This is a genomic window from Pseudomonas sp. PGPR N4, assembly GCF_059693665.1.
In genome coordinates, this window is record NZ_JCAUKV010000001.1 from 38,625 (window position 1) to 60,291 (window position 21,667).

18 protein-coding genes and 1 tRNA gene are annotated in these 21,667 nt (G+C 61.7%); 8 read left to right on the plus strand and 11 right to left on the minus strand.

The genetic code is table 11. From position 1 onward, the window contains the following. Nucleotides 1-241 precede the first annotated feature (241 nt). The 3 genes from AC58X1_RS00195 (at nt 242) to AC58X1_RS00205 (ending at nt 3,137) form a co-directional block, all read left to right on the plus strand. Nucleotides 242-1,639 (plus strand): amino acid permease, encoded by a 1,398-nt coding sequence (locus AC58X1_RS00195; RefSeq protein ID WP_497428747.1) that lies wholly within the window; start codon nt 242-244, stop codon nt 1,637-1,639. A 273-nt stretch (nt 1,640-1,912) separates the two neighbouring features. Continuing rightward, nucleotides 1,913-2,608, plus strand: a complete 696-nt coding sequence (locus AC58X1_RS00200) for a glutathione S-transferase N-terminal domain-containing protein (RefSeq protein WP_497428060.1) — start codon at nt 1,913-1,915, stop codon at nt 2,606-2,608. Between the two features lie 97 nt (nt 2,609-2,705). Then, nucleotides 2,706-3,137 carry a GNAT family N-acetyltransferase gene (locus AC58X1_RS00205; RefSeq protein WP_101318410.1) on the plus strand — a complete coding sequence of 144 codons (432 nt, stop codon included), beginning with the start codon at nt 2,706-2,708 and terminating at the stop codon, nt 3,135-3,137. Between the two features lie 3 nt (nt 3,138-3,140). Here AC58X1_RS00205 and AC58X1_RS00210 read toward each other — a convergent pair whose 3' ends face one another. The 11 genes from AC58X1_RS00210 to AC58X1_RS00260 form a co-directional block, all read right to left on the minus strand. Continuing rightward, entirely contained in the window at nt 3,141-4,595 is a 1,455-nt protein-coding gene (locus tag AC58X1_RS00210) for a right-handed parallel beta-helix repeat-containing protein (protein ID WP_220633377.1), read from the minus strand. Between the two features lie 14 nt (nt 4,596-4,609). Continuing rightward, the gene (locus AC58X1_RS00215; RefSeq protein WP_150571297.1) at nt 4,610-5,761 is read right to left on the minus strand and encodes a polysaccharide lyase; all 1,152 of its coding nucleotides are present in this window, start codon (nt 5,759-5,761) and stop codon (nt 4,610-4,612) included. Continuing rightward, entirely contained in the window at nt 5,752-7,161 is a 1,410-nt protein-coding gene (locus AC58X1_RS00220; protein ID WP_101318416.1) for an alginate O-acetyltransferase AlgX-related protein, read from the minus strand. The genes AC58X1_RS00215 and AC58X1_RS00220 overlap by 10 nt, the downstream gene beginning before the upstream one ends. Before the next feature lie 24 nt (nt 7,162-7,185). Beyond that, nucleotides 7,186-7,815, minus strand: coding sequence for an alginate O-acetyltransferase AlgF (locus AC58X1_RS00225; protein ID WP_101318418.1), 630 nt, complete (start codon nt 7,813-7,815; stop codon nt 7,186-7,188). 19 nt (nt 7,816-7,834) lie between these two features. Continuing rightward, nucleotides 7,835-8,929: an alginate O-acetyltransferase gene (locus tag AC58X1_RS00230; protein WP_103436842.1), complete on the minus strand. Its 1,095-nt coding sequence runs from the start codon at nt 8,927-8,929 to the stop codon at nt 7,835-7,837. Between the two features lie 9 nt (nt 8,930-8,938). Then, entirely contained in the window at nt 8,939-10,366 is a 1,428-nt protein-coding gene (locus tag AC58X1_RS00235) for an MBOAT family O-acyltransferase (RefSeq protein WP_101318422.1), read from the minus strand. A 14-nt stretch (nt 10,367-10,380) separates the two neighbouring features. After that, a complete protein-coding gene (locus AC58X1_RS00240; RefSeq protein ID WP_150571295.1) occupies nt 10,381-11,835 on the minus strand; it encodes an alginate export family protein in 1,455 nt (484 codons plus the stop codon). After that, on the minus strand, nt 11,832-13,283 hold the full coding sequence (locus AC58X1_RS00245) for an SEL1-like repeat protein (RefSeq protein ID WP_150572849.1): 1,452 nt from the start codon (nt 13,281-13,283) through the stop codon (nt 11,832-11,834). The genes AC58X1_RS00240 and AC58X1_RS00245 overlap by 4 nt, the downstream gene beginning before the upstream one ends. A gap of 22 nt (nt 13,284-13,305) precedes the next feature. Then, nucleotides 13,306-14,469, minus strand: coding sequence for a PilZ domain-containing protein (locus AC58X1_RS00250; RefSeq protein ID WP_497428061.1), 1,164 nt, complete (start codon nt 14,467-14,469; stop codon nt 13,306-13,308). Between the two features lie 17 nt (nt 14,470-14,486). After that, nucleotides 14,487-16,019 (minus strand): glycosyltransferase, encoded by a 1,533-nt coding sequence (locus tag AC58X1_RS00255; protein ID WP_178080758.1) that lies wholly within the window; start codon nt 16,017-16,019, stop codon nt 14,487-14,489. Nucleotides 16,020-16,082: 63 nt separating this feature from the next. Next, nucleotides 16,083-17,390 carry a nucleotide sugar dehydrogenase gene (locus tag AC58X1_RS00260; RefSeq protein WP_497428062.1) on the minus strand — a complete coding sequence of 436 codons (1,308 nt, stop codon included), beginning with the start codon at nt 17,388-17,390 and terminating at the stop codon, nt 16,083-16,085. Nucleotides 17,391-17,837: 447 nt separating this feature from the next. Here AC58X1_RS00260 and AC58X1_RS00265 point away from each other — a divergent pair, with 447 nt between their 5' ends. From AC58X1_RS00265 to AC58X1_RS00285, 5 genes are all read left to right on the plus strand, one after another. Then, nucleotides 17,838-18,164, plus strand: a complete 327-nt coding sequence (locus AC58X1_RS00265) for a helix-turn-helix domain-containing protein (protein WP_497428063.1) — start codon at nt 17,838-17,840, stop codon at nt 18,162-18,164. Between the two features lie 126 nt (nt 18,165-18,290). Continuing rightward, entirely contained in the window at nt 18,291-18,929 is a 639-nt protein-coding gene (gene gacA / locus AC58X1_RS00270) for a response regulator transcription factor GacA (RefSeq protein ID WP_101318436.1), read from the plus strand. A gap of 6 nt (nt 18,930-18,935) precedes the next feature. Then, nucleotides 18,936-20,759 carry an excinuclease ABC subunit UvrC gene (gene uvrC, locus AC58X1_RS00275; RefSeq protein WP_101318439.1) on the plus strand — a complete coding sequence of 608 codons (1,824 nt, stop codon included), beginning with the start codon at nt 18,936-18,938 and terminating at the stop codon, nt 20,757-20,759. 33 nt (nt 20,760-20,792) lie between these two features. Then, nucleotides 20,793-21,353 (plus strand): CDP-diacylglycerol--glycerol-3-phosphate 3-phosphatidyltransferase, encoded by a 561-nt coding sequence (pgsA, locus tag AC58X1_RS00280; RefSeq protein WP_101318441.1) that lies wholly within the window; start codon nt 20,793-20,795, stop codon nt 21,351-21,353. Nucleotides 21,354-21,415: 62 nt separating this feature from the next. Next, nucleotides 21,416-21,491, plus strand: a tRNA-Gly gene (locus AC58X1_RS00285). The last annotated feature ends 176 nt before the right edge of the window (nt 21,492-21,667 follow it).

Sequence of the window (21,667 nt, forward strand, 5' to 3'; positions counted from 1 at the left end):
CAGGTCATCTCGGCATGAGTTCATTCCCTTGCGGAATCATGTGCTGCAAAAAGGTCGTTTGTTGGGGCTCCACCAAAGATCAATACTGACGTGGATCAATGATCGCGGCCGGGTAGGTCTGGATAACCAAAAGGCCTGCCTCGGTACGTACAGAACAACAACTAGATGCACGTTTGCATTGTACGAATTCTGCTCCAAGTTCAGCCGCCCGAGCGGCGGCCGACCCACTCGAGGGTTTTCCATGGCTTCGCTAAAAAACAAGAAACAGCGGTCCTTGCAACATGGTCTGACCTCGCGTCAGGTGTCGATGATTTCGATCGCCGGGATCATCGGCGCGGGGTTGTTCATCGGCTCATCCAACGCAATCGCCACGGCCGGGCCGGCGATTCTGATCTCCTACGCCATGACCGGCTTGCTGGTGCTGCTGGTGATGCGCATGCTCGGTGAGATGGCCATCGCCAACCCCAACAGCGGCTCGTTCTCGACCTATGCCAGTGAGGCGATCGGGCCTTGGGCTGGCTTTACCATCGGCTGGCTGTACTGGTGGTTCTGGGTGCTGATCATTCCGGTCGAGGCGATTGCCGGGGCAGACATCCTGCATGCGTATTTCCCTGACGTGCCGTCATGGTTGTTTGCATTTCTGATCATGTTGGTGTTGTCGTGCACCAACCTGATCAGCGTGAAGAACTTTGGTGAGTTCGAGTATTGGTTCGCCTTGATCAAGGTGATCGCCATTGTGGCATTCATCGTTGTTTGCACGATGGCGGTGCTGGGTTTCTGGCCATTGGCCGAGACACGCGGTGTGAGCCAGCTGTGGGCGAACGGCGGGTTTATGCCGAACGGCTTCGGCACGGTGCTGGGTGGGGTGCTGATCACCATCTTCTCGTTCTTTGGCGCCGAGATCGTGACCATTGCAGCGGATGAGACGGCCAATCCAAAAGACAAGATTCGCCGGGCAACCAACCTAGTGGTGTACCGCATCGGCATCTTCTATCTCGCGTCGATCTTCCTGGTGGTGTCACTGGTGGCGTGGAACGATCCTGCGTTGAAGGCGGTGGGGTCGTTCCAGCGGGCGCTTGAGGTGCTGAATGTGCCGGGGGCGAAACTGGTGGTCGACCTGGTGGTGCTGGTGGCGGTTACCAGTTGCATGAACTCCGGGTTGTATACGGCTTCACGGATGCTCTACTCGCTGGCTTCGCGGGGGGAGGCGCCTGCTATGGTGCGGCGTGTGTCGGGTAATGGCGTGCCGACGGTAGCGGTGCTGTTGTCGACCTTGGCGGGCTTTGTCGGGTGTCTGGTCAACTACGTGTTCCCGGGGAAGGTGTTTGGCTTCCTGCTGTCCACAACCGGGGCGATTGCTTTGCTCGTGTATCTGGTGATTGCGATTTCACAATTGCGCATGCGTGGGCGGGCGGATCGGCTGGCGACTGTGCTGGAACTGAAAATGTGGCTGTTCCCGTGGCTGACCTGGTTGGTGATCGGGACGATTGTGATGGTGCTGGGGTATATGCTGCTCAGTGATGCTTATCGGTATGAGACGTTGATGACTGCTGGGGTTACGGCGTTTATCTTGCTGGTTGCGGTTACGCGGCGGCGGGGTGGGCCGGGGCGTTCCTCGATTCTGGTTTCGGGTGATTGAGCGTTTTGGATTAGCCCCTTGATCGCCGACACAACGCGGCCCCTGTAGGAGCGGCCTTGTGTCGCGATAGGGCCGCGCAGCGGCCCCTCGATTCATACAGCGCTGCAAGACTGCCAGCCAGTGGCATACGCCGCCGGCCTGGCTGTTCGCGACCGCGTTAACAGGCGCAGTCGCCGGCCGCGTCCTGATGCAGCCGATCTCCTGCAACGGGAGATAGTCAGTGCTGGCCTTTGTGCCCTACAGTGTCATTCCTACGCACAAAGGCTAGCGACCATGACCGATCTGAGCGCATTCCCTATCACCCGCAAATGGCCAGCCGCGCATCCCGAGCGCCTGCAGCTGTATTCGCTGCCAACGCCAAATGGGGTCAAGGTGTCGATCATGCTCGAAGAGATTGGCCTGGCCTATGAAGCGCACAAGGTCAGCTTCGAACATGAAGAGCAACTGAGCCCCGAATTCATCTCGCTCAGTGCCAACAACAAGATCCCGGCCATCCTCGACCCCAACGGGCCGGACGGCCAGCCGCTGGCGCTGTTCGAGTCAGGCACGATTCTGCAGTACCTGGCCGAGAAGAGCGGGCAATTGCTCAGCGTCAGCCCGGCCCAGCGCTACCAGACCCTGCAGTGGCTGATGTTCCAGATGGGCGGCATCGGGCCGATGTTCGGCCAGGTAGGCTTTTTCCATTTCTTCGCCGGCAAGGATTTCGAAGACAAGCGCCCACGTGATCGCTACGTCAATGAATCGCGGCGGCTGCTCGGGGTGCTTGATCGGCATCTGCACGGCCGGGACTGGATGGTCGACGACTACAGTATCGCCGACATTGCCATCTTTCCCTGGGTGCGCAACCTGGTCGACCGCTACAACGCACGCGAACTGGTGCAGTTCGAGCAGTTCAAGGACGTGCAGCGGGTGCTGGGCAACTTCCTCGCTCGGCCAGCGGTACAGCGCGGTTTGACAATTCCGAGCTGAGCGCACTGAGTGCTACAGGAGCGAGCGATGATGGCCGGCAAATGGATCCTTGAACAGCTTGCAGGCGATGGACAGGCCCGTGCCGCGGCGGTGTTCGATGGCCTTTGAATTGATCCGCGCCAGCGACAGCTACCGCAGCTTTGCGCGGGATCTCACCCGCCAGGCCATGCTGCCGTACTATCAGGCATTCGGCCTGCGCTGGATCGAAGAAGCCTTCGACCAGGCCTGGGGCTGGCGCGAACAGTGGCTTGTCATGGAAGGCGAGACTGTGCTGGGCTTTTGCAGCTTGAGTCAGGATCGCCAGGCGCTGTTCATCCGCGAACTGCACCTGGTGCCCGAGCAGCGCAACCGCGGCGTTGGCACCTGGGCCCTGCAAACGCTGGCTGCGATGGCCGCGCAGCGCAAGCTGGGCTTGCTGCGGCTGATGGTGTTCAAGATCAACCCGGCGCGGCAGTTGTACCTGCGCCAGGGTTTCCTCGAGATGGGCGAAGACGACTGCTTCGTGCGCATGCAGCGCGCAGTCGCCTGATCCTCAACGCTGGCTGACGCGCACGGTATTGCCCTGGCGCACGGTCGACTCGAGCAGGGTGCCCTGCAGCGGCAACAGGTCGCCGATCAACAGGTTCTGCAGCAGTGGCTTACCGTCGAAGCTGTTACCACCCAACTCGACCTGGCGCATGCCTTCTACCCGCAGGATGGCCTTGCCGACCTGGCCCAGACGGTTGCCGCTGAGCAGCAGCGGGCCGGCCATGGGCGTGGCGTTGCGCAGGCTCACCGCGTACTCGGGGGTATTGGTGATGTGGTTGCCAAGCAGCGCCAGTGCGCCGACTTCGCTGGCGTCGATGGCGCTGCCGACACTGCTGCCGAGCAAGTTGTTGTCGATCACCAGTGGCGCTGCCGGGGTTGGCGCCAGGCTGCGCAGCTGGATGCCATTGCCACGGCTGTCGCCGATGCGGTTGCCGGCCAGCAACACCGCGCCTTGTTGCTCGCTGACTTCGATGGCAGCCTTGCCCGCGCCGAGGATCAGGTTGTTTTCCACCAGCGCGCGGGTTTGTCCACGCAGACGTACGCCGCTGTTGTTGTCGATGCCGCGCAGCTGGTTGTCACGCACGCTGACCTGGCTGTCACGGACATCGATTGCATATTGCTGGGACTGCTCGAAGCGGCTGCCCTCGATGGTTGCCTGGCTGCGCTGCAGCTCGACCGCACTGGACATCTCACTGAACTGGCTGTCGCGGATCACCACCGTCGCCGGGCGGCTGCTGGCCGGCTGCTGGGTGCTGATCGCCGTGGTCAGGCCACGCGACAGGTTGGCGTTATAGCCCAGACGCTTCAAGGTCGAGCCAACCACCTGGGTGTGGCTGCCGGCCCAGGCGATCACGAACGGACGCCAGGCGCGGTCGGTATTGCCCGCCTTGTCACCGGCCATGCTCTCCAGGTTGGACTTGTTCAGCCCCAGCCAGCCCTGGTTGATCAGCGCGGTACCGGAGTAGCTCGACAGATACAGGCTGGTGCCTTCGAGGACCAGACCGGCATCGGCGCCGATCATCAGCGGATAGCTGAGCAGGTAACCGTCCTTGTAGCGCTTGAGAATGCGAGAGTCGTTCAAGGCATCGTGCAACTGAGCAAGGGTGATGCTGCCGCCGCGCAGGGTCACCACTTGCGGGTGATGCGCCTGATAGCCAGCAATGGCCCGGAACAGCCCATTATTGACGAACGGCTCGAACGGCCAGCTGCCGGCCTGGGCCGAGAACATCGGTTGCAGGCTGACACTGGCGCGGCCCGCCGGGCGTGCGCGTTCGGCCTGGGCAAAGGTTACCGCCAGGCGGACCTGCTGGCGCAGCTGCTGCAAGTGTTGCTGATATTGCTCGGCTGGCAGCACGTCGACCGTCTGCTTGATGGGCAAGGTCTGCGTGCCAGCCTGGGCAGTACCGGCCAGCAGCAGGGCGGCGAGGCAGGTCAGGGAAAAACGGGCGAAGGGGGCCATGGGCACGTCCTTGTTCAACGCAAATGGGAATAAGCAGGCTGGATCGGGCCGCCGAGCTGACTGTAGTTGTCTACCTCGCCGTCTTCGCTGTCGTACAGCTTGCGCGCCAGGCTATTGCCCGGGTTGCGTTGCAGGTACGGGATCAGCCAGGCCAGCTTGTACGGCGCTACGTCCGCCTGCGACTTGCCCTTGAGTTCTGGCAGGTCGTCCGGATCGAGCACGCTGCGAGCGGCGAAGTTGGCCAGCAGATCAAGCGTATGCTGGTCTTCGGCCGTCCACGGCAGGCCGTTGACGCGGGCCGATTCGGCCAGCAGCACCAGTGGCACCAGCGCGTACTGGCTGTAGCTGGCCGCCAATTTGGCCCGTGCGACTTCCAGCGGCAGATAGGCGTAGCTACCGTCGCTGTTGCGTACCGCCTGGGCCAGTCCGCGGCGCAGGTTGCCGTCGGCCCACTGGATGAAATCGTCACGACCGACCAGCATGCCGGTGGCCGCGACTGCCCAGGCTGCCCAGTAGTCGTGATTGTTGAAGTACACCCCGCGGGCGCTGCGGCGTGGGTCGTACTCAGCGATGACGCGCTCGCCCAGGCGAGTGAACCAGTCTTTCTGCACCGGCGTCAGCTGCAACTTGCCATCGCTGGCCGACTGGGTCAGCAATACCGCGCCGGCCATTGATGCCAGCGCCCATTTGCGTGCCGCCATGCCGGTGCTGCTGGCGTCCTCGGTGAGCAGCGCGCCGGCGCTGGCCCACTGTTCCAGCCACTGGTCCTGGCAGGCCAGGGCCATGTTGGCCTCCTGCGGTTTCTTCGCCCGCTGGAAGCGTTTGCTGGCATAGATCAGGCCGCCGATGAACTCCTTGACCTGCTTGCCGATCCGTTCGCTGTCGGCATCCGGGCTGCTGCGCAAGGTCGACTTGCTCGCGTCGCTCTGGTCGTATTTGCTTTGCAGGCGCAGGCTGCCGGTGTAGGGCGGCGGCGGCGCCTTGCTGCACTCAAGGGTACGGTAGTCGGCGATCATCGCTGCCTGCGGAGTATTGCGCGCAGGCCAGATCGACTGAGCCGCCTGCACCTGAGGCGCGAGCAGGGCCAGGGCCAGAGCCAGCAGGCTCAGTTGACGCGCGTGCGCGCGGCCAGTGCTGGCCGTCGCGCGTTGCAGGTTTACAGGCATAGACGGGTTTCCACATCGGTAGGCGCAGCGCTAGCCTTGGTCGGCTCAAGGAACACCGACAGCAGGTTGGCGCCGGCGTAGGCCGGATCTTTGCTCAGCTCAAGGTAGTACTGGCCACCGGTGACTGCAGCTTCACGGCGGAACCAGACCTTGTCGCGAGCACCGTTGTCGTAATAGACGATGACGTAGAAGTCCTTGACGTTCTTGTCGCTCAGGCGGATATCCAGAAAGCCGTTCGACCCGCTCAGCGCCTGGCGGTCACTGCCGGCGTTGGACAACAGCTCGATTCGTTCGCCGACCTTCAGCGGCGAGCGCTGCAGCTTGTTGCCAAGCACTTCGCGGGACGCTTCGCAACCGCCTTTGACCGCCGGGATCAGTTGGCGATACATCAACGGCGAGTCGAGCCGGTAGTTGGCCGGCAGTTCCCAGACGATCAGCTTCGGCGGCGCGTCGGCCTTGTAGTCATCGGAGAGCAGGTACTCCAGCAGCGAGCCGTCCTCGCCAACGCCGGGCAGGGCGTAGTTGAGCACGTCGACGCTGAGGTACTGCTTGAGGTAGCCGTCGAAGTTGAACTGCTTGCTCTCGTCTTCCCGCGCTGCCGCGTTACTGTCACCGACCAGAATCACTTCCGGGTCCGGCGCCTCGTCGAACAGCGCTTCGGCGCTGGCCTCGACCGGGATGGTCTGGTAGCCGCGTACATACTGGAAACCGTAGTTGTTGCCGCAGATCGCACTCATGGCCAGGTTGAGGGTGCCGTCTTTGGGCACCATCACGCCAGGCTCGGTGCGGTACTGCTTCTTGGTCAGGCCGGCGTAGAACGGCTGACGGCGGATCTCGTCTGCCATCAAGCGCGCGGTCGCCTCGGCGCCGACCGGTGTCCAGTGGTGGTCGCGGCGGAAGAAGTACTCGCCCTTGGGCGGCTGCTGGACCAGCTGCATCATCGGCGCGACCACCGCGCCACCTTGCTTGAGCTGGCCAAGGTAAGCCGCCAGGTTGGCGCTGGCGCGGGCGTAGTCAAAGCCGTAAGGATGCTCGCCAATCAACCGGTCGCGGTGCATCAGGCCACGGGTCGGCTGGATCGCCATGGCGACCTGAATGCCCTGCTGATTGAAGGTTTTCATCAGGCGGGCAAATTCAGGGCGCATCGGCGCCGGAATGCCGAACTCGTTGGTCAGATCGACCGCCGAGCGGAACAGCCAGCGCTCCTGACCAGGGACGATCTCGCGCATCAGCTTCATGCGCCCCTCGGCATACTGCTGAGGATCGCTCAAGGCCGGGCAGACCATGCACTGCAGGTTTTCGCAGCCGGGCTTGGCGCCTTGCGCAGGCGTGGCGGCGTGGCCGGTCTGGCTGAGCAGGGCGAGGGCGGCGCCGAGGCCCAGGGGTTTGAGGATCTTCATTGCCATTTCATCCTTGCAGCGAAATTACTCGGTCGGGTCGATGCTGTTGGCCATGCTCATGCTGCGATTGTCGGGCAGCAGCACGTAGCTGTACGAACGGCCCTTCTTCAGGAACAGCTCATCGAAGCTGGCGACCTTCTGCTCGGCCTCGTAGGCGGCGAAACCAATCTTGATTTCGTTGACCATGCGGCTGCCGGTCTGGCCGTTGCTCAGCGGGTCGACGATCACGTGCTTGCCGTCGACGGTCTTCAGCGCAGCTTGCTTGTCGCTGAGGTTGTAGAAGGCGATCTGGGCTTTTTTCGGCTCGTTGACGTATTTGTCAGCGATCAACTTGAGCTGCTTGCCGTCGTAGACCACGGTGCTGGCGGCATTGGCCTTGAGCTGGGGTTCGATGGCCTTGCCGCCGACGGCGATCTTGTGCGTGCCGGCGGGGATGAAGCGGTACCCGCTGAGCTGGCCGGCGGCGACTTTCTGCGGATTGACCTTGCCGCTGAGGCTGACGTCGATGTTGCTCTGCGACAGGTTGAGCACGCGGACAAACGCCGAATCGGCCGGGGCGACGGCATCGTACAGGTCGGCGTTGCCTTCGGCGGCGACCGCCAGGTGGCTGCCGAAGGCGAGGGCGATTGCGGTAAACAGGTGGGTGAGTTTCATCAGTTACTCCTTTGATTCTTCAAAAATGCTGCGGCTGGGCGCTACGGCTGAGCGAGCCCGGGCGATGGGCCAGCAAAGTGCGCAGGGGGAATTCCCAGACTACGGTGTCGATCTGTGGGTTGCTCAACTGATCGCTGGCGAGAAACTGGCTCATCGACTCGAACGGACCACGGGCCTCGACGGCAATCGAGATCAGGTCACGGTTGAGCGCTTCCTTGAGGAAGCCGACAAAGTTCCAGTCATCGATCTTGCTGTAGCTGGTGCCAACCAGCAGCAGGCTCTGCTCCTGCTCGGCAAACAAATCGTCGCTGCTCTGCTCGGCCTTGAGCGTCTCGTACAGGTCGATCTGGTTCGGGCCGAACTGCGGCGCGAGGCGGTTGTGGTCGAACTGGATGTAGTTCATCAGGTCGCCCTTGACGCTTTTCTCGCCGGCCTTGTGCGATACGTAAGCCTGATCGCCGACCAGTTGCGGGCGTTGCCGGGCCAGCTCGAAGGCGGCCAGGCGGGCACCGTCCGGGCTCCAGTGGGTATCGGACTTGAGGAACAACTCCGGGCCGTTCAGTTTGCTGAGGAACGCCCCGCGCAGCGGCACCACGTCGAGCTGACGCGCTTGCAGTTCGCCGACAAAATCGTCGTACAGGCTGACTACGCGTGGATCGAAGCGGTGCTGTGCATGCTCGGCATACACATCCAGCTTCATCGGCAGCGGCAGGATCACCAGCTGCTTGCCGTGCTCGGCCAGCTGCGTCTTGATCTTGGCGATCTGCTCCAGCTGGGTGTTGAGGTTGGCCTGCAGGTCGTTCGGGACGCGGTATTCCTGGTTGGTGTAGAGCCAGCCCTGCTTGCCCAGGACCACGCCTTTGGTGCCTTCACCAAACAGCTTGAACTGGGCATCGGCCCACAGCTCCACCGAAGGCTCACGCAGGAAGAAGCGCTTGTCGTAGACCTGCTCGAACTTGCGCAGCAGCTTGCCATCGACAAACAGGTTCCAGGTGTCGGTCTGGGTGCGGGCAAAGCTGAACACCGGCGGCAGCGAATAGACGAACATCGCCGCCAGCACCAGCACGAAGAGAATGCCATTGGCCTTGCTGGCCGAATTCATCACGGGGTACATGGCAGTCTCCTAGAACTGGAAATACAGGAAAGGCGAGAACGAATTCGCCGCCAGGCTGCTCAGTGCCAGCACGAAGCCGCCCCACAGCAGCACGCTATGCAGTGCGCCTACATGGCGCATGAAGTAGCCGTCCTTGTTGCCGGCGTAGAAACGCACGTTGTTGATCCCGGCCAGCAGCAGCCACACCACCGCCACCAAGACAAACGCCATGGCCATCTTCGAGGCACCCAGCACGTACAGCTCCAGCGAGCCGAAGCCGTTGAAACCAAACAGCGCCTGGTAGATGTCCAGGCTGTGGCGCAGGTCCATGGTGAAGAACAGCGGCATGCTCAGCACGATCAGCAGCGCGGTGCGCAGGTTGCGGCCGAGCTTGTACGGCGTGTTGATCTTGGTCGCCAGGTGGAACTTGCGCTCGATGACCATGGCGAAGCCGAAGAACAGCCCCCAGAAGATGAAGGCGAAACTCGCGCCGTGCCACAGGCCCGACAGCAGCATGGTCCAGACCAACGCGGGCAGGGCGCCGGTGACGCGTTTGCGCACCAAAGGCATGTACACGTAGTCGCGCAAAAAATGCGCCAGGGTCATGTGCCAGCGCGCCCAGAACTCGGTCACGCTCTGCGCTACGTACGGCTGGTTGAAGTTCTCCGGGAAGCGGAAGCCCATCATCAACGCCAGGCCCAGCGCCATGTGGCTGTAACCGGCGAAGTCGAAGTACAGCTGCAGGGTCGACACCACTAAGCCAAACCAGGCATCGCTGAACTGCAGCGTGCCTTCACCGACGAAGAGCATGTTGATCGGCGCAAGGCGGTCGGCAATCAACACTTTCATGATGAAGCCGAGCATGAACCGACATACACCGAGCGAGAACAGTTCCCAAGAGTGGGTACGCTCGCGCAACTGCGGCGCCAATTGGCTGTAACGCAAGATCGGCCCGGCCACCAGGTGCGGGAACAGCGCCACAAAGGCGGCAAAGTCGATGAAGCGGTTGGTTGGCGTGGCGTCCTTGCGGTAGATGTCGACGATGTAGCTCAGTGCGTGGAACACATAGAACGAGATGCCCAGCGGCAGGAAGATGTTCTCCAGCGTCCAGGTGTTGATACCCAGTGGCGCCAGCAGCACCGCCAGCACTTCAGCGCCGAAGTTGGCATATTTGAAGTAACCCAGGGTCGACAGGTTGCCGATCACGCCGATCCACAGCAGGCGCAGCGCCCAGCGTTTGTCGCCGGCATCCAGGCGATCCTTGATGCGCAGGCCGAACCAGTAGTTCCAGTAGGTGATCGCGACGAACAGCAGCAGGAAGTCCGGCCGCCACCAGGCATAGAAGATGTAGCTGGCGGCAACGATCACGGTCGAGCGCCACTGCGGCCTGGCCAGGAAGTACACGGCCAGGAACAGCGGCAGATACAGGAACAGGAACACATTGGAGGCGAAGATCATGGCAAGGTCCGTCCTTAGTAGCTGACAACTACGCCGAGGCTCAGCTGATAGTCATCGCCGGTTTCCAGCGCGCTACCGGCATTGAGGTAGCTGGCGCTGACCAGGGCGTTGATATCGAGGTGCTTGCCATCGAGGGCGACCGGGAACATCTTCCAGTAGTAGTTGACGTCGAGCATTTGCCCGACGTTCCGGCCACTGCCCTGCGTGCCCTGAGTGATCTCGCGGTTACGCTGGGAGCGCTGGTCACCGTTCATGCGGATCGGCAAGGTGCCATCGGCATCACGCAGGTTCAGCTGAGTGACCCGCATATCGAGCGCGGTGCGTGGCGTCGGCCGGGTTTCCAGGGCGATGCCGTAGTAGCTCAGGTTGCGCAGGTCGAGGGCGACGAACGAGCTGGTCAGGCGGGTGCTGTAGGATCCTGTGCGGGTGATCCGGTCCGACTGAATCGAGTTCAAGCGGAAGCCGTCGTTTTCATCGCTCGGCTTGTCGGTCAGGCCGCCGCGCAGTGCCACCCGTGGCGTCCACGGCAGGTCGTCGAAGCGCTTGCCCACTTCACCCAGCGCGGCCCAGCCTTTGCTGGTGTTGCCGGTGCTGGTGACGCCGTTGCCGTCGGTGTTGTCCATCTTGCCGTTGAGCGCGGCGAGTTCCAGATGGTAGTCGCTGACCAGCGGCGAGGGCAGGTTGTCGCCATTGAAGAACAGGCCGTAGCGCACGCCAGTGAAGTCGTAGCGATCGTCTGCGTCATGTCCGCTGTGGTCGTTTTCGTACATAAGGCGCACGCCGGCGCGGTTGTTCTGGGTCCAGCGGTAGGCGTACTCGCTCATCACATAGGTGGTGCGCGATTCGCTGTCCGGCAGCGAGTTGACGTCGGTGTTGTAGTTGTGGAACTTCTGCCCGACCGCGACGAAGGCGTCGGAGAAGGTGTCTTTGTAGTTGAAGCGCAGCGACTCAAGGCTGTCGTCCCACCAGATGCCGTAGGTATCAAAGAATCGCTGGCGACCGAACGATGCCGAAAAACGTGGATCATCACCGATCAAGTTACGTTTGACGTACAACTCGCGCATCTCGGCGTACCAGCCTTCAGGCTGTTCGCGGGCGTTGGTGGTAGTGCCTTCGTTGGTCAGGTTGCTCGACTGGCTGGAGTCATAGTTCAACCACAGGCGCCCATAGACCATCCATTTGGCCCAGCGCTTCTCCGGCGAATACCAGGCGAACGACGGCTCGTAGCGCAAGCTGTAGAACATCTCGCGGTCGCTGCCGACCTGGGAGTCTTCCGGGCCGTAGCCGGTTTGCACGGTGAGCTTGTTGAAGAACTCGGAGGTGATCACCGGCTCGCTGCCATCAGCAGCGGCAACCCGCACGGGTTCGTTGCTGTCAGCCTCGGGGCCGGTGACTTCTTCAGCAGCGAACGCTGCCGACATTGGGGCCAGGGCAAGCAGGGCGCCGAACAGGGGGGAATGCGCTTTCACAGGGTGGCCTCCTTCAACAGGTCGTTGCGTGCGGCCAGGGCACGCTCGATATCATCCTTGGGCAAGGTTCTTTCCAGGCGTCGGACCAGGCTGCGCGCGCTGCGCTCACCCATGTCCAGGGCAATCCGCGCGTAGGTGTAGGCCTTGACCCGGTCATGGCACAGGGCACGGCCAAAGGTGTGCAGGCTGGCCATGCGGTACCAGGCAGCCGATGAACCCTTGTTGGCCTCGGCCTGGAACAACGCCATGGCCTTTTCCTGATCGGGCTGATCAGCCACGCCCTTGCTGTAGTACTCGGCCAGCAACAGGCCGGCGCTTGGGTAACCGCTGGCGCGCAGCTCTTCGATCAGGGCCAGGGCCTTGTCCGGGTCCAGCGTCAGCCAGTTGTTGACCATATAGAACGACGCCTGCAGGGCTTTGCCGCGGACCGGGTCTCGCTTTTGCACCAGATCGATCATCGCCTGGGTTTCATCGGCGTTGTGCTCGGTCGGGTTGGAGATCATGTAGTTGGCCTTGGACACCATCGCCGGCACAAACCCGCGCTCGACGGCGTCATCGCGCCAGCGCTGAACCTGCGCAATCGACGCCGCCAGCGCCTCGGCCTGAGCCTTGTCGCGGGCCAGTTGCTCAGGCGTTGGCGGTAGCTTGGCAGCGGCCGGGTTGGCCTCTTCGCGCTCGTAGCGGTCGGCGTCCTGCTCGGCGCGTTGCACGCTGGTGATGTTGTCCAGCAGCGAGGCAATCGCGTGCACGACTTCTACCGGCAGCTGGCTGCGCTGCGGCTCAAGCTCGGTGGCGAAGGCGCGGAAGGCCGGATCCTGTTGTTCGCCGAGAAACGCGTAGTAACGGTTGACCGCACGCACATCGAAACGCGCAGCCTCGCGGTACCAGCGCTCGGCGCCGGCGCGATCGCCCTTGCGTTCAGCCAGCACCGCCTTGTACAGCTGCGGCCGGCAGTTGAGCAGGCACGACTGTTCGTACAGGCCGAGCAGCTCGGTGGCCTGCGGCACGTCGACCAGCTCCGGGTAGACCAGAAACACCTCAAGCGTAGTGCTGGCGTTGCGCGGGTCGAGCCGGCTCGGGTAGCGCTCCAGTGCCTGTTTCATCCACGGCTGTTGTGGCTGGCGCAGGCTTGGCTGGCGCTCGATCAAGCGTGCCAGCGAAGCCAGCGCCGGGATCAACCCGCGGCCATCGGCAAAGGCCTGGTGATACAGCGCCACCGATTCTTGCGGTTTGCCATCCGGCCGCCCGGCCAGTACGTCGCCCAGCAGCAGGGCACTGGCCAGGTCACCGCGGCCGGCCAGCTCGCGCAGGTCGGCAGTGACGTCGGCGCTCGGGTCCTTGTACAAGGCGTAGCGGATCTGCTCCAGGCTCTGTCCAGCGCTGGCGGCGCTGGCACAGGCGAGGGCGATGCTGGCCAGCAGCAGGCGCGAAGGCGTCTTCAGGGTCATGACGTCAGCTCTCTCGATGAACTCAGTTCTGGCCGGTAAATGGCAGGCCCAGGAACAGGTCTACCGACACTGCCTTCTGGTAGGCCGTGGCCGGCAACGGGCTGTCTGGGGCAATGGTCAGGGACAGGTTGCGGTTAACCTCGTCAACCCGTGCATCGACCACCTTGCCGCTGAAGTGTTCATCCAGGCCAAACACCTGCATGTCCACCGAGCGAATGCGGCTGACGTCGGCCAGCTTGTCGAACGGCACGTTGGCGCGTACGAACAGGCCTTGGTCTTTCGGCAGCAGATGCATCAGCGGCGCTTCTTTATAGCCATAGCCATCCAGTGGCTGGCTTGGGAAGTACACCTGGCAGTCGCATGGGCTGTTGATCACGGTCTCGATGGTGGCGCGGCCGAGCAGGGTTTGCAGGTCGCCTGGCGAGAGGTCGGCAACCGCCTTCATGTCAGCCGGGCTGGTGAAGCTGGTGGCCAACTGAGTAGAGATGCTGGCCAGTGGCTGACCCGCTTTGACTTCGGTGGTGCCGGCCGGCAGCAGGAACTTCACATAGCCGTTGTCGGGCATGCTGATGATCTGCGCGTTGGTCGCAACCTGGGCCTGCAGGGCCGGGATGCGGAAGAACAGCATGTAGCTCTTGTAGCCAACGAATGCCAGGGCAGCCAGACCAGCAGCGCTGTACAGCAAGGTGCCGGTCATGGCCTTGAGGCGAGCACCGGCAGAACGCGGCGAAGCGTACTTGTGTTTGCGTTCCTTGATGTAGTTTTCCCGCTGCATCACGTTGAACAGGCCATTGATGTCGGCGATCTCGCCGGACATGTAGGCGGTGATGATGTAGCGCAGGATGTCGCGCTTCTGCGCGTCGAGGTCGACGAATTGCGCGCCGACTTCGTTGCCACGCTGGGAGACGATCTTGACCTTGCCATCGATCGACAGGTCGACCTGGTTCAGGCGCAGCTGGATCGATGCGTCATACAGCGCGCCGATGGTCAGCGGGCCTTCATGCAGCAGGCCGATACCGCCCAGCGAGATGTCCTGCAGGGTGGTTTCGATGACGGTCTGACCACCGCTGGCAAGGCGCACGCGGGCGTTGATGCGGGTGCGTACGTACTGGCGCTCGTCAACCGCTTCATGAACGATGTTGGCCGATGTCTTGCCCGGGGCCGCGGGACTGTTGGTCATGCTCATGTGCAGGCGCCTTTCCTTTAACGTTGCGTGAGTTCAAGAAGTACGGTGATGACCCCGAAGAAGATGGCGATGGAGGAGAACAACATCGCCTTCGAGGACCAGCGGTTTAGCGAGGTGTCAAAATCGACACTGCCGGTAGCCAGGGTGGTTTTCTGCCGGGTCCAGCTTTGCTGGTCCATATGGAACATCGCGTAGACCTTCATTACCGAGCCAACGATCTGGTTGTAATAAAGGACAAACGGATACATCGGGCTGACCGGGTGCTTGGCGAACACGAACAGCACGGTCACCAGAGTGCGTGAGATCAATACCCAGAACAGGTACACCAGCAGGTACTGGATGCCGAACACCAAGCCAGCCACCACCGAGGCGGTCAGGCCCATCAGGCAGGTCCACATCGACACCCGTTGGTCCCACAGCACGTACAGGGTGAACAACCCCAGACGCGCGCGGCCGAGCAGGGCGGTGGCGCGGAAGTTCTGCCGCAGCGAGTTGCCGTACCAGCGGAACATCAATTGCCGGGTGGCGATCCAGAAGCTGTCGCTGGGCGGGTGCTCGACGGTCAGGGTGTGGCTGTCGGGTACATAGAAGGTGTCCCAGCCGGCGCGCATCAGGCTCAGCCAGCTGGATTTGTCGTCGCCGGTCAGGAACTGGAAACGGCCCAGGCGCCAGTGCTGAAGAAAGTCTGCTTCGACGTCGCGAATGAACTCCGGGTCGATCATCACGCTGGCGCGGAAGAACGACAGCCGCCCGGTCAGGGTCAGTACCCGGTGCGACAGGGCCATCGAGCACATGTTGATGTGCCGCTGGACAAAGCGCATCGAGTGCCACTGGCGCATCAGGCGGCTACCCTCGACTTCGCAGAACTCGTTGGTAGTCAGGCCGCCGACGTCGGGCAGCACGGCAAACATCTTCACGGCGCGCTCGACACAGCCGGGCAGCATCATGGTGTCGCCATCGACCACGCCGACCACCGCATCCTCCATCGGCATCTGCCGCGACAGTGCGCGGAAGGCGTGGGCCAGGCCATCACGTTTGCCGGTGCCGCGGGCGCGGACGATCACCAGCTTGATGTCGTCGCGGTCGCGCACTTCATTGCGCATGATGTCCTTGATGAAATTCTCGTCGCCCTTTTCCACGATCGAAGCAATCACCGTGCACGGCACATTCAGCCGCTGCACTTCCTGAAACACCGACTGGTAGACCTTGAAGGTGGTCGAGGTCGGGATACGGAAGCTGGTCACCACCATGAACATGTGCGAAGGCAGTGCCGCATCACCCAGGCGCTCGACTTCGCGGCGCATGCGTGGGAACCGCCAATGCAGAAAATACATGCCGCGCAGGTAGTGCACGATGGCATTGCCATAGCGCCACATCCCGAGCGTGCCGATAACAAAGATGAACAGATGATGGCTCGGGTCCAGATAAGCCGGGGCGATCATCTCCGACGCCAGCGCGATCAGCCCGGCCAGGCACGCCCAGGCGCAGAAGCTGGCGGCCGCGCGCAGGTAACCTGGGGCCTCGAAAGGTCGCTGTTGCGTTCGTTCCATGTAGCGTGTGCTCCTGTCTGCGGCCGCACCCAAGGCGAACTGCCGGGGTGCGACCTGCATCGATTACCAGCAGATGCCTTGGCGTTGCTCGTCGCTGACGCCGTCCATGAACCCGACCAGGTCGATGACCTGTTTGCCCTCGTTGTTCTGCAGGGCACTGGCAAAGCGCTCGTCGTTGTTGCCCAGGACGATCACATCGGCTTCGGCGATCACTTGCTCAAGGTCGTTCTGCAGTAACGAAGACACATGCGGGATGACCGACTCGATGTAGTCGCGGTTGGCACCGAACACCCGTGCGTACTCGACGTTGGCGTCGAAGATGCGCAGGTCGTAGCCCTTGCCGATCAATTTCTCGGCCAGGGTTACCAGCGGGCTTTCGCGCAGGTCATCGCTGCCGGCCTTGAACGCCAGGCCGAGCAGGGCGACTTTGCGTTTGCCGGTGCGCTCGACCAGGTCAAAGGCGATATCGACCTGATTGCGGTTGCTGGCCATCAGCGAGGCGAGCAGGGGGTGCTCGACATCCAGCTGGCCGGCGCGGTAGGTGAGGGCGCGCACGTCCTTGGGCAGGCACGAGCCGCCGAACGCAAAGCCTGGGCGCAGGTAATAGCGCGACAGGTTGAGCTTGTAGTCCTGGCAGACCACGTCCATCACTTCGCGGCCATCGACGCCGGAGGCTTTGGCGATGTTGCCGATTTCGTTGGCGAAGCTGACCTTGGTCGCGTGCCAGACGTTGCAGGTGTACTTGATCAGCTCGGCGACTTCCACCGACTTGCGGATCACCGGCGCATCCAGACCCTGGTACAACGAAGCCAGCAAGTCGCCCGACTGGGTGTCGAGCTCGCCGATCACGGTCATGGCCGGGAAGTCGTAGTCCTTGATCGCGGTGCTTTCACGCAGGAACTCAGGGTTGACGGCAACGCCGAAATCGGTGCCGGCCTTCTTGCCCGAGTACTGCTCAAGGATCGGAATGACCACATTCTTGACGGTGCCCGGCAGCACGGTGCTGCGCACCACGACTGTGTGGCGGCTTTGCTTGTCGCGCAGGACTGTGCCGATTTCACGGCACACGGCTTCCATATAGACCAGGTCGAGGTCGCCGTTCTTCTTGCTCGGCGTACCGACGCACAGAAGCGACAGGTCGGTGGCGAGTACCGCGGCCTGCACGTCGGTAGTACCGCGCAGGCGGTCCTGGTTGACGCCGTCTTGCAGCAGTTGCTCGAGGCCTGGCTCAACGATTGGCGACTTGCCCTGGTTGATCAGATCGATTTTCGCCTGGGAGACGTCCACTCCCAACACATGATGACCGCGCGCCGACAAGCAGCCCGCGCAGACTGCGCCCACATAGCCAAGGCCAAAGATGCTGATGTTCATAGATCCCTCTCCCAGGACACGGCAAGGCCGGCCGAGATGCTCAGTTCAAGAAGTTTTCAATTAGGCAGACGCGCAGAAACAAGCCGCGAGGAAGTGGCAATACAGGCTGTTTTTTTTGGTCTTTTTTCATCCTAAAGGGGTTGCTGTTAGAACCGCAAGCGTTGATCTGCGGCTTTGTGAAAATACTTTAATCGTCGCTTGTTAAAGTTTAAAAACCGTTTTAAAACAACGACTTAAAGTTTGATGTAAGTTCGGCGTCAAAAATCCGATGCTGCTTGATTGGCAACAAAATGGCGTCGGTAAACTGTCGTTGATGTATTATTTTCATCTTGCTGGCTGCGTCGGGTGCCAACTTGCGTCGAGCGGCTGTGCTAGGCATAGTTGCACTTGGTTACACCTCGGGTGCTGGAAGTGCTCGATCGCCCTTTACTGCACAGGAGGCATCTCATGAAAGGAATCGGACCTAGGCTGCGCGAAGAGCGTGAACGTCTGGCACTTACCCAGCGCAGATTTGGTGAGATCGGGGGCGTCGAGCCCAATGCTCAGGGCAAATACGAGAGTGGCGAGCGCACACCGCGTGTTGACTACCTTGCCGCGGTGGTCGCTTGCGGCGTTGACGCCAGATACGTGCTCGGTGGTGTCCGCACGCCACCGCCCATAACCAATGTAAGTGAAGACGAGACCCGCTTGCTGGGTACGTTTCGCAGCCTGTCCGCCAGTGATCAGGCTGCGCTGTGGTACCTCGCCGAGCGCTTGCTGGGTGACGCCAGCTAAAGCCTGACCAGATAGTCAGTTCAGATCGAGCAAAAGGCCTGGAATCGTGATGCGAAGGGCTAGGTCGACCTTGTAATTTTTTGTTATGGTGGCGGGATCCAATCGCCCCACTGACGAGGTGTCTGCTTGATTAGGGTCCTAGTGGTCGATGATCACGATCTGGTGCGTACCGGCATCACCCGCATGCTTGCCGATATCGACGGCTTGCAGGTGGTGGGTGAGGCGGATTCCGGTGAGACAGCCCTCAAGCTGGCCCGTGAGCTGAAACCCGATGTTGTCCTCATGGACGTCAAGATGCCTGGCATCGGCGGCCTCGAAGCGACCCGCAAGCTGCTGCGTAGCCATCCGGACACCAAGGTGGTGGCAGTCACCGTGTGTGAGGAAGACCCGTTCCCGACGCGTCTGCTGCAGGCCGGCGCCGCTGGCTATTTGACCAAGGGCGCGGCGCTGGATGAAATGGTCCAGGCCATTCGCCTGGCATTTGCCGGCCAGCGCTATATCAGCCCGCAGATCGCCCAGCAGCTGGCGCTGAAGTCATTCCAGCCGCAGGGCTCGCCGTTCGACTCGCTGTCCGAGCGAGAAATCCAGATCGCTTTGATGATCGTCGGCTGCCAGAAAGTGCAGATCATCTCCGATAAGTTGTGTCTGTCCCCCAAGACCGTCAATACTTACCGCTATCGAATCTTCGAAAAACTTTCGGTCACCAGCGATGTCGAATTGACGTTACTGGCCGTACGCCACGGTATGGTCGACGCAAGCCTCTGAGTTTCCATGTCCCCAATTTTTGATGCCAGCGCATTCCTGGCGACCTGCAGTGGTCGGCCGGGTGTGTACCGTATGTTCGACGCCGAGGCGCGGCTGCTCTATGTGGGCAAGGCCAAGAACCTCAAGAAGCGTCTGGCCAGCTATTTCCGCAAGACCGGGCTGGCGCCCAAGACTGCCGCCCTGGTGGGGCGCATCGCCCAGGTCGAAACCACCATCACCGCCAATGAGACCGAGGCACTGCTGCTCGAGCAGAACCTGATCAAGGAGTGGCGGCCGCCGTACAACATCCTGTTGCGCGACGATAAGTCTTACCCATATGTATTCCTGTCTGACGGCCAGTTCCCACGCCTGGGTATTCATCGCGGGGCGAAGAAGGCCAAGGGTCGTTATTTCGGCCCGTACCCAAGTGCTGGTGCCATCCGCGAAAGCCTGAGCCTGTTGCAGAAGGGCTTCATGGTCCGCCAGTGCGAAGACAGCTATTACGCGAACCGGACCCGGCCGTGCCTGCAATATCAGATCAAGCGCTGCAAAGGCCCCTGCGTGGACTTGGTCAGCCCAGAGGAATATGCCGAGGACGTGCGTCACTCGGTGATGTTCCTCGAAGGCCGCAGCCAGCAGTTGGGCAATGAGCTCAATGCCGAGATGGAACAGGCGGCGATGACCTTGAATTTCGAGAAGGCAGCCCAGCTGCGCGATCAGATCGCCTTGTTGCGCCGGGTGCAGGACCAGCAGTACATGGAGGGTGGCTCCGGTGAGGTCGACGTGGTGGCGGCCTTCATCAACCCGGGCGGCGCCTGTGTGCACCTGATCAGCGTGCGCGGCGGGCGGGTGCTCGGCAGCAAGAACTTTTTCCCGCAGGTGGGCATAGAAGAGGAGGTCAGCGAGGTCATGGCGGCCTTCCTCGCCCAGTATTACTTGGGCAATGCCGAACGCGAGATGCCCGGCGAGTTGATCGTCAACGTCGTCCACGAAGACTTCGCCGCTATCAGCGAAGCCGTGCAGACCTTGCGCGGGCGCGAGTTAGCTATTACCCATCGCGTGCGTGGCACCCGTGCCCGTTGGCAACAACTGGCCGTGACCAATGCCGAGCAGGCGTTGAACGCCCGGCTGGCCAACCGGCAACACATGGCCGCACGCTTTGAAGCCCTGGCCAGCGTGCTGGGCCTTGATGAAGTACCGCAGCGCCTTGAGTGCTACGACATCAGCCATTCCAGCGGTGAGGCCACTGTAGCCAGTTGCGTGGTGTTCGGCCCGGAAGGCCCGATCAAGTCCGACTATCGCCGTTTTAACATCGAAGGCATTACCGGCGGTGACGACTATGCCGCCATGCACCAGGCACTGATGCGCCGCTATGGCCGGATCCAGGCCGGCGAGGGCAAATTGCCCGATGTGTTGCTGGTCGACGGCGGTAAAGGTCAGTTGAACATGGCCCGCGACGTCATGCAGGAACTGGGCATCAGCGACCTGACCTTGCTCGGCGTAGCCAAGGGCGTGACCCGCAAGGCCGGCTTCGAGACCCTCTACCTCAACGACGTAGCCCACGAGTTCACCCTCAAGGGCGACTCTGCCGCGCTGCACTTGATCCAGCAGATCCGCGACGAAGCGCACCGTTTTGCTATCACCGGCCACCGTGCCCGGCGCGGCAAGGCCCGACGCACCTCCAGCCTGGAAGACGTCGCCGGGGTTGGCCCGAAGCGCCGCCGCGAGCTGCTGAAACATTTCGGCGGACTGCAGGAGCTCAATCGCGCCAGTATCGACGAGATAGCCAAAGCACCCGGAATCAGTAAAAAGCTTGCCGAGTCGATTTATGCCAGCCTGCATAGCGAGTAGAATGCCCAGTTCAACTCGCAGCCAGTCGTACCGATGAATATTCCAAATCTGCTCACCGTTCTACGCGTCCTGCTCATCCCGATCTTCATTCTGCTGTTCTATGTGCCCTATCACTGGAGCTACATGGCTGCCAGTACGGTGTTTGCCATCGCCGCTGCCACCGACTGGCTGGACGGCTATCTGGCCCGTCGTCTGCAGCAGAGCACTGCGCTCGGTGCCTTCCTCGACCCGGTCGCAGACAAGCTGATGGTCGCGGTTGCTCTGGTGCTGCTGGTACAGGTACACGCGAACTTCTGGCTGACCTTGCCTGCGGCGGTGATCATTGGCCGCGAGATCGTTGTTTCGGCGCTGCGTGAGTGGATGGCCGAGTTGGGGGCGAGGGCACATGTTGCCGTGTCCAATCTGGGCAAGTGGAAGACTGCGGCGCAGATGCTGTCCCTGGTGATCTTGCTGGCCAACCCGCCGGTCTTTGGCTTCTGGGTTGTGCTGGGCTATGGTCTGCTGCTGGTAGCTGCAGCGCTGACGTTGATCTCCATGATCAATTACCTGGTCGCCGCCTGGCCGCATCTGCGTGAAGGTTCAGAGCCGAAATAAAACTTTTTTGAATCAAGGGCTTGACGGCGTTTGGCAGATCGCTAGAATAGCGCCATCACCAAGCGGGAATAGCTCAGTTGGTAGAGCACGACCTTGCCAAGGTCGGGGTCGCGAGTTCGAGTCTCGTTTCCCGCTCCAAATATCGGTCTGCAGAAGGAAGGTAATTTCTGCAAGGCCTTGAAAAAAGACGCTTCGGCGTCTTTTTTCGTTCCAGGCCAAACCACGCCGATCCATGGGCCGCCAGACTTTTTGCTCCAGGAATCAGCCCATGAAGCCCGCACTCCCGGTCGCTGGAGCGGGAGACCTGGATCCCC

What these genes read in the sequence shown, in the direction of transcription:
- AC58X1_RS00225 (WP_101318418.1), bottom strand. Translation starts at nt 7,815, where the DNA reads ATGAAACTCACCCACCTGTTTACCGCAATCGCCCTCGCCTTCGGCAGC.
- AC58X1_RS00245 (WP_150572849.1), bottom strand. Translation starts at nt 13,283, where the DNA reads ATGACCCTGAAGACGCCTTCGCGCCTGCTGCTGGCCAGCATCGCCCTC.
- AC58X1_RS00200 (WP_497428060.1), top strand. Translation starts at nt 1,913, where the DNA reads ATGACCGATCTGAGCGCATTCCCTATCACCCGCAAATGGCCAGCCGCG.
- AC58X1_RS00220 (WP_101318416.1), bottom strand. Translation starts at nt 7,161, where the DNA reads ATGAAGATCCTCAAACCCCTGGGCCTCGGCGCCGCCCTCGCCCTGCTC.
- AC58X1_RS00235 (WP_101318422.1), bottom strand. Translation starts at nt 10,366, where the DNA reads ATGATCTTCGCCTCCAATGTGTTCCTGTTCCTGTATCTGCCGCTGTTC.
- pgsA (WP_101318441.1), top strand. Translation starts at nt 20,793, where the DNA reads ATGAATATTCCAAATCTGCTCACCGTTCTACGCGTCCTGCTCATCCCG.
- AC58X1_RS00260 (WP_497428062.1), bottom strand. Translation starts at nt 17,390, where the DNA reads ATGAACATCAGCATCTTTGGCCTTGGCTATGTGGGCGCAGTCTGCGCG.
- AC58X1_RS00230 (WP_103436842.1), bottom strand. Translation starts at nt 8,929, where the DNA reads ATGTACCCCGTGATGAATTCGGCCAGCAAGGCCAATGGCATTCTCTTC.
- AC58X1_RS00205 (WP_101318410.1), top strand. Translation starts at nt 2,706, where the DNA reads ATGGCCTTTGAATTGATCCGCGCCAGCGACAGCTACCGCAGCTTTGCG.
- AC58X1_RS00250 (WP_497428061.1), bottom strand. Translation starts at nt 14,469, where the DNA reads ATGAGCATGACCAACAGTCCCGCGGCCCCGGGCAAGACATCGGCCAAC.
- AC58X1_RS00265 (WP_497428063.1), top strand. Translation starts at nt 17,838, where the DNA reads ATGAAAGGAATCGGACCTAGGCTGCGCGAAGAGCGTGAACGTCTGGCA.
- uvrC (WP_101318439.1), top strand. Translation starts at nt 18,936, where the DNA reads ATGTCCCCAATTTTTGATGCCAGCGCATTCCTGGCGACCTGCAGTGGT.
- AC58X1_RS00195 (WP_497428747.1), top strand. Translation starts at nt 242, where the DNA reads ATGGCTTCGCTAAAAAACAAGAAACAGCGGTCCTTGCAACATGGTCTG.
- AC58X1_RS00255 (WP_178080758.1), bottom strand. Translation starts at nt 16,019, where the DNA reads ATGGAACGAACGCAACAGCGACCTTTCGAGGCCCCAGGTTACCTGCGC.
- AC58X1_RS00215 (WP_150571297.1), bottom strand. Translation starts at nt 5,761, where the DNA reads ATGCCTGTAAACCTGCAACGCGCGACGGCCAGCACTGGCCGCGCGCAC.
- AC58X1_RS00210 (WP_220633377.1), bottom strand. Translation starts at nt 4,595, where the DNA reads ATGGCCCCCTTCGCCCGTTTTTCCCTGACCTGCCTCGCCGCCCTGCTG.